The sequence below is a fragment of the Borborobacter xinjiangensis genome, from assembly GCF_047739745.1.
Lineage (GTDB): Bacteria > Pseudomonadota > Alphaproteobacteria > Rhizobiales > Rhizobiaceae > Pseudaminobacter.
Genome location: NZ_JBLLVA010000014.1, coordinates 82,369 through 94,669 on the forward strand (window position 1 = coordinate 82,369; position 12,301 = coordinate 94,669).

Genomic DNA, 12,301 nt, shown 5'->3' on the forward strand with positions numbered 1-12,301 from the left:
TTCCAGCCTGATGAAAGTTGGAAATCGACGCAGACCCTGGCCACTTCAGCCCAGGCCTGCCCGCTTGAGCACGCGATAAGCCTGCAAGACGTCGCGCAGCCGGTCTTCGGACCCCCTGTCTCCGCCATTCGCATCGGGGTGATGGCGTTTGACCAGTTCTTTATAGCGCGCCTTGACGTCGGCGCCAGTCGCCTTTGTGGTAAGGCCAAGCGTTTCCAGCGCCTTGGCCTCAAGCGGCTTGGCCTTGCGCTCGCGGGGTGCTGTCCGCTGATCGCCGAATATGTTGAACGGATCGCGCACGCGGTTGTAGTAGCCGGCGCGGCCCGAACGCTGCTGCGCGAAATCCGGCGAGGAGCGCGCGCCGCTGTTGGTGCCTATGGTCCAGGTCGGGCGATGGCCGGTCAACGCCTCTTTCTGGAAGCGGGCGATATCGCTGTCGGCAAGGCCGGAGAAATAGTTGAAGCCCTTGTTGTACTCGCGCACATGGTCGAAGCAGAAGCGGAAATACTCCCCCTCCTTCAAGCGTCCGACCGGGGCGCGATGCGTGCCCGGCTCGTGGCAGCCATCCCACTGACAGACCGGCGCCTGCGCCTTCGCCTCGGCCTGAGGATCGGCGCGCACGCGGATTTTGTCGAAATATTTCGGATAGGGTTTCATCTGATCCCATTTAGGGGAATGCAGGCCTGTAGAACAAGAATTGACATTTCCGCAATGATAGCTCTAACCCGCTGAATCGCGGTTTAATCGGCCGAGCATGCATTTTGCGGGATTGCCGCATATGTGGGTGAAGGAGGCGGCAATGTCCAGACAGGCAACGATGGAATCCAAGCTGAAGCAGGCCTATTCGCCGGAGCGGCTGGAAGTGCTGAACGAAAGCCACCTTCACGCCGGGCACCATCACGAGGAATCCGGTCACCATGTCACCTATGACGGCACCGGGGAGACGCATTTCCGCATCCGCATCGTTTCGCCGGTCTTCGCCGGAATGAGCCGGCTCGAACGGCACCGCTCGGTCAACGCCCTGCTTGCCGATGAGCTTGCCGGCGGCGTCCATGCGCTGGCCATCGAGGCCGCCGCCCCAGGTGAACCGGTGAGGTGGTAGCCATGACCGAACCGCTCTTTCGACGGCTGGCCGCCGAGGCGCTCGGATCCGCATTCCTGCTCGCCACTGTGGTTGGCTCGAGTATCATGGGTGCGCGTTTGGCGGAGGGGTCGGCGGCCCTCGCGCTGCTCGTTACTTCGATGTCCACCGGCTCGATGCTGGTTGTTTTAATCTGGACCTTCGCACCGATTTCCGGCGCGCATCTCAATCCGGCCGTCAGCCTCGCCTTTGCCGCCGACGGACAGTTGAAGTGGCGGGATCTCGTTCCCTACGCGGCCGCGCAAACCGTCGGCTTCGTTGTCGGAGTGTGGGCGGCACACGCCATGTACGAATTGCCGATCCTGCAACTGTCCGCCACCGCGCGGACCGGGGCGGGCCATTGGCTGGCGGAAGGAATCGCGACGTTCGGACTGATCTTCGTAATCATCGGCTGCGTGGCAAGGCGTCCTGCGGTCGTGCCGGCGGCTGTCGGTCTCTACATCGGTGCAGCCTATTGGTTTACCGCCTCGACGGCGTTCGCCAATCCGGCCATGACGGTCATTCGAGCGTTTACCGGAACGGCCGCCGGCATTGCGCCCCAGCATGTTGCGGGTTTCGTCATTGCCCAGTTCGCCGGTGCGGCGATGGCGATTGCGGCGGGCCGGCTCTTCTGGCCGCGGCCTACCCAGGCTTGCGCTGCGCCGGCGACCCAACCTCAACGGATACCGGCCTGATCCTGATCCGGGTGATGCGGTTCCTCTCGCGCTTCATGACGATGAAACGCTTGCCGTGGAAAGTGAACGCCTGTTTTTCGTCGGGAATCGTCTGCGTTTCATGAATGACCAGCCCGGCGATGGTCACCGCCTCTTCATCCGGCAATTGCCAATCGAGTGCCCGATTGAGATCGCGGATCGGCACCGAGCCGTCGACGACGATCGAGCCGTCCGCCTCCTGGCGTACTCCCTGAACGTCGACATCATGCTCGTCGGCGATATCGCCGACGATCTCCTCGATGATGTCCTCCAGCGTGACCAGCCCTTCAAGTTCGCCATATTCGTCGACGACGAGCGCGAAATGCGACTTGCGACGCAGGAATGCGTTCAGTTGCTCCTGAAGGCTGGTCGTGTCGGGCACGAACCACGGCTTGGATGCGACCTTCATCACGTCGATCTGCGAAAAATCGTTTCCGACATCGTTGAGCGCCCTGAGCAGGTCCTTCGCATGCAGCACGCCGACAATATTATCGGTGCTGCCGCGCCACAGCGGCATGCGGGTATGCGGGCTTTGCAGTATTTCGCGCACCACCGCCTCGGGCGCATTGTCGGCGTTGACCGAGCGCATATTGAGACGATGGACCATGACGTCGGAGACTTCGAGATCGTCGAGGTCAAGGAGCCAGCCGACACGATCACGTTCCGGCTTGCTGCCATTCTCGCGACGCAGCTCGGCGACGGCGCTTCGCAGTTCCTCGCGGGCAGATTGCGGCGGCTCGATCTGGCTGAGCTTGAGACCGAACGCCGCCAGAAGCTGTTTGTGAAAAACGCCAGCCAGCACGACCAACGCTGCAACCGCACAGATGGCGGCAAGCAATGGCGTGGTCATTCGGGCAGATTCTGTCGAAGGAAGGCGAGCACCTCCGAGGAGGGCACGTCCTTGGCGATGAAGGATCTGCCTATGCCGCGCGTCAATATGAAGGTAAGTGCGCCGCGCGAGACCTTCTTGTCCTGCGCGATATAGGCAAGCAGACGATCGGCATCGGGCAGCGAGCCGGGAATGTCGGCGATGCGCCACGGCAAGCCGACGGCGCGAAGGTGCGCTTCGACGCGCTCGGCATCGTCGAGCGAAGCGAGATTCATGCGCGCCGAAAAGCGATGCGCAAGCGCCATGCCGATGGCTACGCCCTCGCCGTGCACCAGGCGCGCGCTTTCATAGCCGGTCGCTGCCTCCAGCGCATGGCCGAATGTGTGGCCAAGATTGAGAAGTGCCCGGTCGCCGGTCTCGAACTCGTCGCGCGCGACGACGTCGGCCTTTGCGCGGCACGATTGCGCAATCGCTTCAGTCCGTGCCGGACCGCCCGAAAACACCTCCTGCCAGTTCTTTTCCAGCCAGGCGAAGAAATCCGGTCGGTCGATCAATCCGTATTTGGCCACCTCCGCATAGCCGGCGCGAAATTCGCGAGCCGGCAACGTATCGAGAACGTCGGTGTCGGCCAGCACAAGACGCGGCTGGTGGAAGACACCGACGAGGTTCTTGCCATGGGCGCTGTTGATGCCGGTCTTGCCGCCTACCGAGGAATCGACCTGGGCCAGGAGCGAGGTCGGCATCTGGATGAGGTTCATGCCGCGCCTGACAATGCCTGCGGCAAAGCCGGCAAGATCGCCGATCACTCCGCCGCCGAGCGCGATCATCGCGTCACCGCGCTCCAGCCGCGCTGCAAGCACACCGTCGACCACCTCCTGGAGAGCGGCGAAGCTCTTGGTCTTTTCCCCTGCCGGCAAGACGATGGTCGACGACGCTACGCCGCCCTGGCCGAGACTTTCCGTCACCGTCTGAAGATGAGCGGAGGCGACATTCTCGTCGGTAACGATTGCCGCACGAATGCCTGGCAGGCGCGCGGCGATCTCGGCCCCGGCGCGCGCGACCAGGCCCGAGCCGATCAGAATGTCATAGGCCCGATCACCAAGTCCGACCTCGACCTTGACTACTTCCTTTGTGGTCATGGTGCGGTCTCCGCAGCGCCCGGCCTCTGCCGGCCGAGATAGGCGCAAAGCTGGTCAATGACTTCCGCCGCGATGACTTCCTTGCGCTCGTCGCGGGTAACGACCGTCACGTCGGCGATCGCGTAAACCGGATAACGCTCTTTCATCAGTCGTTCCATCACGCCGCGCGGATCGGGATTCTGCAGCAGCGGCCGGGTGGGCTTCTTGCCGACGCGTTCCATGAGAATGTCGATATCGGCCTTCAGCCACACCGAAACGCCGGCCTCGGCTATGGCCTGGCGCGTCTGCGCATTCATGAAGGCGCCACCGCCGGTCGACAGAACCTGCGGCCCGTTTTCGAGCACGCGGTGGATGACGCGCTGCTCCAGCGCCCTGAACTCCGGTTCGCCATAGTGCTCGAAGAGCTCCGGCACGCTCATGCGCGAGACGCTCTCGATTTCCTGGTCGCTGTCGGTGAAGGGCAGCCGAAGCTCGGCCGCCACCTTTCGGCCGATCGCGGTTTTGCCGGCTCCCATCAGCCCGACAAAGACGATGGAGCGCCGGCCGAGATGCCTCAGCATCTCCACCCGGCTCTCGAACATGTTCTCAGGCGCCGCGCTCGTCATGCGAGCGTTTCGACATGAAAACCTCTGGCGCGTCAAGGGTTGGCCCGCGCCCTTGAAATGACATCAATGGCGTCCCATAACGGCACGGCAACACAAAGGCGCAGTGAATCTATGCCGACCCTATTTCGGTTTCTCGTGACACTTGGCATCCTGGCGGGCCTCGCCTATGGCGCGATGTTCGCGCTCGTTACCTATGTCGAGCCGAAGAAGGGCGAGATAACCATCCGCATCCCGGCAGACAAGATCAACCCGGCGCAGTAGGCCCGATGCGAAGCGGAGCACGCATCGAGGCCTTCCTGGAAATGATGAGCGCCGAGCGCGGCGCCGCCGAGAACACGCTTGCGTCCTATCGTCGTGATCTGGAGGATGCCGCCGAGAATCTTGGTGATCTGGCGCAGGCCGGAACGGCCGAAATTCGCGCCTATCTGGGCGCAATCGCCTCGCGCGGTTTTGCGCCGACCTCGCAGGCGCGCAAGCTTTCCGCGCTGAGGCAGTTCTTCAAGTTCCTCTATGCCGAGGGCTTGCGGCCCGACGATCCGACCGGAACGCTGGACAGTCCGAAGAAGGAGCGTTCGTTGCCGAAGACGATGAGCGAGGCCGAAACCGGCCGGCTGCTCGATCGTGCGGCCGCCGAAGCGGCCGATCCGGCGCTGGCCGGCGGTTCAAGACTTGCGGCCCTTCGCCTGCATGCCTTGGTCGAGGTGCTTTATGCCACCGGCTTGCGCGTCTCCGAACTGGTGGGTCTGCCGCTCACCGTGGCGATGCGGGACGAGCGCTTCTTCATCGTGCGCGGCAAGGGCAGCAAGGATCGTATGGTGCCGCTCTCGGGCAAGGCACGCGAGGCGATGCGCGCCTGGCTCAGCGAACGCAATCTGACACCAGCCTTCGCCGAAAATCCCCACCTCTTCCCGGCCGCCTCCGAGAGCGGATTTCTGCCCCGGCAGGTGTTTGCCCGCGAGTTGAAGGCGCTTGCCGCGCGCGCCGGCATCGCTTCGGCAAAAATCTCGCCGCATGTGCTGCGCCATGCCTTCGCCAGCCATCTTTTGCAGAACGGCGCCGACCTCAGGGCCGTACAGCAACTGCTCGGACATTCCGACATTTCCACGACGCAAATCTACACGCACGTTCTGGAAGAACGGCTGGTGCGGCTGGTCAACGACCATCATCCGCTTGCCGATAAGCCGCTGTGACGTTATGTGAAAGCGAAATTCGCGGCGCCGAACCCGGCATTTGAGGGTGCAGGCTGTCTTTAATGTCTCCGGGCGTATTGGTCACGCATGTACAATTACCTCGATTTCGAAAAAGCCGTAGCCGACCTCGACGGAAAAATCCTTGAGCTGAAAAAGCTGGCCGAGAGCGGCGAGGCCGTCGATGTCGGCGAGGAGATTTCGAGGCTCGAAAAGCGCTCGAAGGACGCATTGCGCGACGTCTACAAGGCTTTGACGCCCTGGCAGAAAGTGCAGGTGGCGCGTCATCCCGACCGGCCGCACTGCCTCGACTATGTCGATGCGCTGTTCACGGACTTTACGCCGATGGCCGGCGACCGCGCCTTCGGCGAGGACAACGCCATTGTCGGCGGCTTCGCCCGCTTCCGCGGGCAGCCTATCGCCGTCATGGGCCAGGAGAAAGGCTCCGACACCAAGAGCCGGCTCAAGCACAATTTCGGCTCCCCTCGCCCCGAAGGCTATCGCAAGGCCGTGCGAATCATGGAGCTTGCCGACCGCTTTTCCATCCCGCTGGTGACGCTGGTCGATACGGCCGGTGCCTATCCGGGTGTCGGCGCGGAAGAACGCGGCCAGGCCGAGGCCATCGCCCGCTCGACCTCGGCGTGCCTGGCACTCAAGGTGCCGTCGATCTCCGTCATCATCGGCGAAGGCGGGTCGGGCGGCGCCATCGCCATTGCCACCGCCAACCGGGTCTTCATGCTCGAGCATGCGATCTATTCGGTGATCTCGCCGGAAGGTGCCGCCTCGATCCTGTGGCGCGACACCACCCGCTCCAGGGACGCGGCGACCAACATGAAGATCACCGCGCAGGATCTGCGCGACCTCAAGGTCATCGACGCGATCATTCCCGAACCGCTCGGCGGCGCCCATCGTTCGCCCGAAACGGTGATCAAGGCGACAGGCGACCTGATCGACCGCACGCTTGCCGAGTTCAAGGCCAATCCGATGGATTTCCGCGAACATCGTCGCGAGAAATATCTGGCCATCGGGCGCAGTCTCTGAAGACCGCGCCGCGACGCTCTTCAGCCCATTTTTGCCACAATATTGCCGCTAGCCTGCCTTCAAACAGGTAGCGCCGTGTATGTTGCGTCTTTTGAGGCAACAGGGACGCTCTGAGCGGGCGCCCTTGCGGTAATCAATTTTCAAGGTTAACGGGCTATTGTCCGAGACCGAAATGCAGGGCCCGGCGAGAGGGGCCGACGGGGACAAAGACGATTTTCATGACGCTGTTTGCCAATATTGCGCGCGCCGGTTTGTTTGTTGCCCTGCTTGCCGCCACCGGCTGCACCGAATCCACCACTTTCGAGGACTTGTCGCCCAAAGCCGACAAGCAATTGTCCCCCAAGATCGTGGCCGAAATGAAGGCCAAAGGCATGGCCCGCGATGCTCCGGTGATGGCGCGCATCTTCAAGGAAGAGGGCAAGGTCGAAATCTGGAAACAGAAGACCAGCGGCCGCTACGACATCATCGCCAGCTACGACATCTGCAAGTTTTCCGGCAAGCTCGGGCCGAAATTCGTCGAAGGCGACCGCCAGGCGCCGGAGGGATTCTACACGGTTCGCCCCGCGCAGATGAATCCGAAGTCGAGCTATCACCTGGCCTTCAATATCGGATATCCCAACGCCTATGATCGCGCCAACGGCCGCACGGGCTCGAACCTGATGGTTCATGGCGCCTGCTCCTCGTCGGGCTGCTATTCGATGACCGACGCGCAGATCGAGGAAATCTACGCATTCGGCCGCGACGCCTTCAAGGGCGGTCAGACCGAATTCCAGATTCAGGCATTTCCTTTCCGCATGACGGCGGCCAACATGGCCCGCTATCGCAACGACCCCAATTACGAATTCTGGACCATGCTGAAGGAAGGCTACGACCATTTCGAGATCACGAAAGTGCCGCCGAAGGTCGATGTCTGCGAGAAACGCTACGTCTTCAACCGGATTCCCGAAGGCGGCGCGACCTTCTCGCCGTCCGGTGCCTGCCCTCCCTTCACGCAGCCTGACTCGCTGAAAATGGCATATCAGTCGTATAAATCGACTTATGATGCCGCCTTCTCCAGCGCGCTTGGCAAGAACACCGTTGCGCCCAAGCCGACCATCGCCGGGCTGAAGGAAGCCAATATCGTCTCTGAATGGACCCGCAAGCGGGCGCGCGGAGAGCGCGTGCCGATCGAACCGCCGTCGATGAGCCATGACGGCTCGATCCAGGTGACGGAGCGTATGGGACGTATCGATTCCCCGGCCGGCAAGCGCATGGCGGCGCTGGAAGCCGCGGAAGCCGAAAAGAAGAAAAAGGCCGAAGACAAGAAGCGTGCCGCCGAGGAGAAAGCTGCCGCCGCGGCTTTGGCCAAGGTTGCCAAATCGGCGCCGCTCCCCGCGCCGGCCCCCGCAGCCACCAATGAAGGGCAAGTTGCCGTGGCTCCAGCAGAAACGGTAACCGCCGAGCCTGCTGAAAAATCCGGCCTGCTCGGCAATATGCGCAAGCGCATAGGCAATATTTTCGGCAGCTGAGGTCCGTTCCTTGCCTGTGGATGCAGCCGTCTACGACCTCAAGGGGCTGAATTGTCCCCTGCCCGTGCTGAAGGCCCGCAAGCGCTTGGCGGCAATGCTGCCGGGCGACCTGCTTTGGCTTGAAACCACCGACCCGCTCGCCGTCATCGACATTCCGGCGTTCTGCGCCGAGAACGGGCACCGACTCGTCGAGACGCAGACACAATCCGGCGGGCACCGCTTCCTGGTGGAGCGCGGAGCCTAGAGCGCCGTGCCACCAACCGGACGCATAAGGGACGCCCTAAGTCCTTGATCGAGCAGGATTCTTCCGAAAACCGGAATCCGCTTTTCGGTTCGACGTGCGCTATCGCTTCATGCCCGCAATCGCCAGCGGATTGTCTTCCACCGCAGCCCGGTCGGGCGTGTCGACCGAAGGCTTGTTGGTGACTGCCGCAAACAGCCGCACCACATAGTCTTGCGGCATGTCGAGCGTGATCAGCACCAGACGTGTGCCTCGAACCTCATCCGGCCAGGCAGGGAGACGCACCGGCGGATGCAGGAGCTTCTGCACGCCGTGGACGACCAGCGGGCGCGCGGGATCCTCGGCGATCTCGATGATGCCCTTCAGGCGCAGCAAATTCTCGCCATGCGCCGAGCGCAACAGGTCGAGAAACATTTCAATCGACGAGAACGGCACGGGGCCCTCATGGACCAGCGTGAACGAGCGAATCCGATCGTCGTGGCGATGATCGTGGTCGTGGTGGTGATGGTGGTGATCACCGTGATCGTGATGATGCGCGGCGTGGTCAGCCTCTTCGCCAAGCCAGCGACGTACATCGGCGGTTTTCGTCAACGGATCATAGAGCCCGCATTCGAACAATTCCGCCACCCCCGTCGTCTCTTCGGACGCATCGAGCAACGGGGCTGACGGATTGATATTGCGCAGACGGGCGCGCAGGCCGAAAAGCGCTTCCTCGTCCTTCACCAGGTCGGTCTTGGCGAGCACGATACGGTCGGCGACCGCCACCTGCTTCACCGCCTCGACATGCGCGTCGAGAGTCGCGTCGCCATTGACGGCATCGACGGCCGCAATGACGCCGTCGAGACGAAACGCCTGCACCAGCGCGGGATGTCCCATGATCGATTGCAGCACGGGTGCGGGATCGGCAAGCCCGGTGGTTTCAATGACAATGCGCTTCAGCCGCGCGATCTTGCCGGTCTGGAGGCGATCGACCAGATCGGCCAACGTGTCGACCAGTTCGCCACGTACCGTGCAGCACAGGCAGCCGTCGGAAAGCTGGATGATGCCGTCCGAAGCCTGTTCGACCAGCAGATGATCTATCGCTACGTCGCCGAACTCGTTGATGATGACGGCGGTGTCGGCGAGTGCCGGGTCCTTGAGCAAGCGGTTGAGCAGGGTGGTCTTGCCGGCGCCGAGAAACCCCGTCAGCACCGAAACGGGGATCGGATAAAGGGATTCAGTCATTTCGTGCCTATAGCTGGCCGTCGTCGCCCTGAGCGGCCTGAACGCCCGGCATCGGCATGTCCGGCCGCCAGGTCGGAATTGGCACGTCGGCGTAGTTCTTGGCCTCGATTGCCGCGAATGCCGCCGGAACCGGCCCGGTTGCGCCGCCGAGGCTGACCGTCACAAGTTTCGGCTCACGCGTCATCTGGGCGATATGGGGCGATTTGAGCAGCAGCCGCCCCTTCTCGTCGCGCATCGGCGTGTTCTCGGATGCAGTCTTTTTGCCGCACGCCGCCGCGCGCATGTCCGTCGCCACCAACTGCTCATCGCCATAGGGGGTAAGACCGGTGATGGTGAGAGGACCGGAAGGTACCATCTTGAAGCCCTCGGCGAGCAGGTCGGCGGCCTTTTCGGCGCGACCCTGCGGCGTGGTCTCACCGAGAACGACTGCCGCGAGCGTGCGCCCGTTGCGCGTCGCGGTGCCAATCAGGTTGTAGCCGGAAGCGCAGACGAAGCCGGTTTTCATGCCGTCCGCCCCGGCGAAGCGTCCGACCAGCAGATTGTAACTCTTCATCCTGGCCTTGCCGGCGCGCAGGCCCTCGATCGCGAAATAGGGCGCATACTGCGGAAACTCCACGCGAATCGCCCTCACCAGCAGCGCCAGGTCGCGCGCGGTCGTATAGTTTTCCGGATCGTGCAGGCCGTTGGCGTTGGTGAAATGGCTGCCGGTCATGCCGAGACGACGCGCCTCCGCATTCATGCGCTCCGCAAAGGCCGGGATCGTACCGCCGACATTCTCGCCGACGGCAGCGGCAATGTCGTTGGCGGATTTGATGATCATCATCTTCAGCGCGTTGTCGAGCGTCATCACCGAGCCCGGCTTGTAGCCCATCTTGCTTGGCGGCTCGGCAGCCGATTTCTTGGTAACCTTGATCGGCGAAGCCAGAGTGAGTTCACCCGCCTCGATGGCGCGGAAGGTCACATAGGCGGTCATCAGTTTCGTCAGCGACGCCGGATACCAGCGGCTGAACGCGTCCTCGTGCTCCAGCACCTGACCCGTCTTGACGTCGAACAGGATCGAGGGACCGGCCGCGGCCGGAACCACCGCCAACGCCAGGAGCGCGGCGAGCCCCGCCGGAACAGCCTTGAGGAAAATGTGGTGCCGCATGTCGTATTCCGAATTCGCCTCTTGCCGTCGCGCTCCCCGGCTTCGTAGAGTTTGGGTAGCCGGGCCGATCCTGAGCAGCGGGGCCAGCCATCCCAGCCGCCTGCGCATCGTCGCGGTGCTATTTAGCCTATGTGACGCCAAGATGGCAAAGAGTGTACGATCACGATTGCGGACTGAACGGCGAAAAAATCGATGACCAATGAAAGTTCTTGCCAATGCCTGTTTTGAACCGAGCCGCCGAATTGCAGAATGAGATCGCCGGCTGGCGCCGCACGCTCCACCAAAATCCCGAACTCAATTACGATGTGTTCCAGACCGCGGAATTCGTCTCGGGCAAGCTCAAGGAATTCGGCTGCGACGAGGTCGTCTCCGGTATCGGCCGCACCGGCGTCGTCGGCGTCATCCACGGCAATCTCGGCACTGGCGCGACCATCGGCCTGCGCGCCGACATGGACGCGCTGCCCATTACCGAGGCGACGGGCAAGTCCTATGCTTCGGCCACGCCCGGCAAGATGCATGCCTGCGGCCATGACGGCCACACCGCCATGCTGCTCGGAGCAGCGAAATACCTGGCCGAGACGCGCAATTTTTCCGGCTCCGTCGTCCTGATCTTTCAGCCGGCCGAAGAAGGCGGCGCCGGCGGCCTTGCCATGGTGAAGGATGGCATGATGGACCGCTTCGGCATCGGCCGGGTGTTCGGCATGCACAACATGCCCGGCCTGCCGGTCGGCCAGTTCGCGCTGCGGCCGGGTCCGATCATGGCGGCGACCGCCGAGTTCACCATCAACGTCAGGGGCAAGGGCGGCCATGCGGCCATGCCGCACCTTGCCGTCGACCCCATTGCAACCGCGAGCCAGATCGTCACGGCTCTCCAGACCATCGCCGCTCGCACCACAGACCCGCTCGATTCGGTCGTTGTGTCGGTGACAAAGTTCCACGGCGGCAATGCCTACAATGTCATCCCTGAAACGGTTGAGCTCGCCGGCACGGTGCGCACGCTGAGGAAGGAAGTAGCCGCAAGGACCCGCGAACGCCTCCACGCAATCTGCGACGGGATCGGGGCTGCCATGGGGGCAACGGTCGATGTGCATTATGACGCCAACTACCCGGTGACGTTCAACCATGCGGACGAAACGAGTTTTGCGGGAGATGTGGCCGAAGCGATCGCCGGCAAAGGCAGTGTCCATCGCGAGATGCAGCCGCTGATGGGCGGGGAGGATTTCTCCTACATGCTGGAGGCGCGACCCGGCGCCTTCATCTTCATCGGCAATGGCGACAGCGCCAATCTTCATCATCCCGCCTATGACTTCAACGACGAGGCGATCGCCCATGGCGTGAGCTATTGGGTGCGGCTGGCCGAAACAGCCCTTGCCGCATAGGCCGCGCAACAGGCTAGGACCAATCGCGCGAAGCGGTTATGTATCGATCCGGCCGAAATAGGGTTTGCACATCGGCGGGCTTGCCATTACTGAACGGAGCGAACGCAAGAACGTAGAAGATCGATCGAGAAGTCCACGTAGCTCAGTAGGATAGAGCACAGGATTCCT

General features: G+C 62.7%; 14 protein-coding genes. 8 read left to right on the top strand and 6 right to left on the bottom strand.

Annotation, left to right across the window (positions count from 1 at the left end):
• Positions 1-45: 45 nt before the first annotated feature.
• The gene (locus ACLKMW_RS15910; RefSeq protein ID WP_415725456.1) at positions 46-657 is read right to left on the bottom strand and encodes a J domain-containing protein; all 612 of its coding nucleotides are present in this window, start codon (positions 655-657) and stop codon (positions 46-48) included.
• A gap of 142 nt (positions 658-799) precedes the next feature.
• Here ACLKMW_RS15910 and ACLKMW_RS15915 point away from each other — a divergent pair, with 142 nt between their 5' ends.
• Both ACLKMW_RS15915 and ACLKMW_RS15920 read left to right on the top strand, forming a co-directional pair.
• A complete protein-coding gene (locus ACLKMW_RS15915) occupies positions 800-1,102 on the top strand; it encodes a BolA family protein (protein WP_415725457.1) in 303 nt (100 codons plus the stop codon).
• Positions 1,103-1,104: 2 nt separating this feature from the next.
• Positions 1,105-1,815 carry an aquaporin gene (locus ACLKMW_RS15920; protein WP_415725458.1) on the top strand — a complete coding sequence of 237 codons (711 nt, stop codon included), beginning with the start codon at positions 1,105-1,107 and terminating at the stop codon, positions 1,813-1,815.
• On the opposite strand, the gene ACLKMW_RS15925 is transcribed toward ACLKMW_RS15920, so the two are convergent.
• The 3 genes from ACLKMW_RS15925 to ACLKMW_RS15935 are packed head-to-tail and all read right to left on the bottom strand — an operon-like array spanning position 1,763 to position 4,406.
• On the bottom strand, positions 1,763-2,683 hold the full coding sequence (locus ACLKMW_RS15925; protein ID WP_415725459.1) for a transporter associated domain-containing protein: 921 nt from the start codon (positions 2,681-2,683) through the stop codon (positions 1,763-1,765). The genes ACLKMW_RS15920 and ACLKMW_RS15925 overlap by 53 nt on opposite strands.
• Positions 2,680-3,801: a 3-dehydroquinate synthase gene (gene aroB / locus ACLKMW_RS15930; RefSeq protein ID WP_415725460.1), complete on the bottom strand. Its 1,122-nt coding sequence runs from the start codon at positions 3,799-3,801 to the stop codon at positions 2,680-2,682. Before aroB ends, ACLKMW_RS15925 begins: the two co-directional genes overlap by 4 nt.
• The gene (locus ACLKMW_RS15935; RefSeq protein WP_415725461.1) at positions 3,798-4,406 is read right to left on the bottom strand and encodes a shikimate kinase; all 609 of its coding nucleotides are present in this window, start codon (positions 4,404-4,406) and stop codon (positions 3,798-3,800) included. Before ACLKMW_RS15935 ends, aroB begins: the two co-directional genes overlap by 4 nt.
• Before the next feature lie 111 nt (positions 4,407-4,517).
• Here ACLKMW_RS15935 and ACLKMW_RS15940 point away from each other — a divergent pair, with 111 nt between their 5' ends.
• From ACLKMW_RS15940 to ACLKMW_RS15960, 5 genes are all read left to right on the top strand, one after another.
• Positions 4,518-4,667, top strand: a complete 150-nt coding sequence (locus ACLKMW_RS15940; protein ID WP_415725463.1) for a histidine kinase — start codon at positions 4,518-4,520, stop codon at positions 4,665-4,667.
• 5 nt (positions 4,668-4,672) lie between these two features.
• Positions 4,673-5,596, top strand: a complete 924-nt coding sequence (locus ACLKMW_RS15945; protein ID WP_415725464.1) for a site-specific tyrosine recombinase XerD — start codon at positions 4,673-4,675, stop codon at positions 5,594-5,596.
• Between the two features lie 87 nt (positions 5,597-5,683).
• A complete protein-coding gene (locus tag ACLKMW_RS15950) occupies positions 5,684-6,634 on the top strand; it encodes an acetyl-CoA carboxylase carboxyltransferase subunit alpha (protein WP_415725465.1) in 951 nt (316 codons plus the stop codon).
• Between the two features lie 224 nt (positions 6,635-6,858).
• Entirely contained in the window at positions 6,859-8,142 is a 1,284-nt protein-coding gene (locus ACLKMW_RS15955) for a L,D-transpeptidase family protein (RefSeq protein ID WP_415725502.1), read from the top strand.
• A 10-nt stretch (positions 8,143-8,152) separates the two neighbouring features.
• Complete coding sequence (locus ACLKMW_RS15960; RefSeq protein WP_415725466.1) at positions 8,153-8,386, top strand: sulfurtransferase TusA family protein; 234 nt, start codon at positions 8,153-8,155, stop codon at positions 8,384-8,386.
• Between the two features lie 99 nt (positions 8,387-8,485).
• Here ACLKMW_RS15960 and ACLKMW_RS15965 read toward each other — a convergent pair whose 3' ends face one another.
• Both ACLKMW_RS15965 and ACLKMW_RS15970 read right to left on the bottom strand, forming a co-directional pair.
• Positions 8,486-9,607, bottom strand: a complete 1,122-nt coding sequence (locus tag ACLKMW_RS15965) for a CobW family GTP-binding protein (protein WP_415725467.1) — start codon at positions 9,605-9,607, stop codon at positions 8,486-8,488.
• A gap of 7 nt (positions 9,608-9,614) precedes the next feature.
• Positions 9,615-10,754 (bottom strand): D-alanyl-D-alanine carboxypeptidase family protein, encoded by a 1,140-nt coding sequence (locus ACLKMW_RS15970; protein ID WP_415725468.1) that lies wholly within the window; start codon positions 10,752-10,754, stop codon positions 9,615-9,617.
• 215 nt (positions 10,755-10,969) lie between these two features.
• On the opposite strand from ACLKMW_RS15970, the gene ACLKMW_RS15975 reads away from it, so the two are divergent.
• Positions 10,970-12,133, top strand: coding sequence for a M20 aminoacylase family protein (locus ACLKMW_RS15975; protein ID WP_415725469.1), 1,164 nt, complete (start codon positions 10,970-10,972; stop codon positions 12,131-12,133).
• Positions 12,134-12,301 lie beyond the last annotated feature (168 nt).

Coding starts and splice junctions, on each gene's coding strand:
- ACLKMW_RS15910 (WP_415725456.1), bottom strand. CDS start 657: ATGAAACCCTATCCGAAATATTTCGACAAAATCCGCGTGCGCGCCGAT.
- ACLKMW_RS15915 (WP_415725457.1), top strand. CDS start 800: ATGTCCAGACAGGCAACGATGGAATCCAAGCTGAAGCAGGCCTATTCG.
- ACLKMW_RS15920 (WP_415725458.1), top strand. CDS start 1,105: ATGACCGAACCGCTCTTTCGACGGCTGGCCGCCGAGGCGCTCGGATCC.
- ACLKMW_RS15925 (WP_415725459.1), bottom strand. CDS start 2,683: ATGACCACGCCATTGCTTGCCGCCATCTGTGCGGTTGCAGCGTTGGTC.
- aroB (WP_415725460.1), bottom strand. CDS start 3,801: ATGACCACAAAGGAAGTAGTCAAGGTCGAGGTCGGACTTGGTGATCGG.
- ACLKMW_RS15935 (WP_415725461.1), bottom strand. CDS start 4,406: ATGACGAGCGCGGCGCCTGAGAACATGTTCGAGAGCCGGGTGGAGATG.
- ACLKMW_RS15940 (WP_415725463.1), top strand. CDS start 4,518: ATGCCGACCCTATTTCGGTTTCTCGTGACACTTGGCATCCTGGCGGGC.
- ACLKMW_RS15945 (WP_415725464.1), top strand. CDS start 4,673: ATGCGAAGCGGAGCACGCATCGAGGCCTTCCTGGAAATGATGAGCGCC.
- ACLKMW_RS15950 (WP_415725465.1), top strand. CDS start 5,684: ATGTACAATTACCTCGATTTCGAAAAAGCCGTAGCCGACCTCGACGGA.
- ACLKMW_RS15965 (WP_415725467.1), bottom strand. CDS start 9,607: ATGACTGAATCCCTTTATCCGATCCCCGTTTCGGTGCTGACGGGGTTT.
- ACLKMW_RS15970 (WP_415725468.1), bottom strand. CDS start 10,754: ATGCGGCACCACATTTTCCTCAAGGCTGTTCCGGCGGGGCTCGCCGCG.
- ACLKMW_RS15975 (WP_415725469.1), top strand. CDS start 10,970: ATGCCTGTTTTGAACCGAGCCGCCGAATTGCAGAATGAGATCGCCGGC.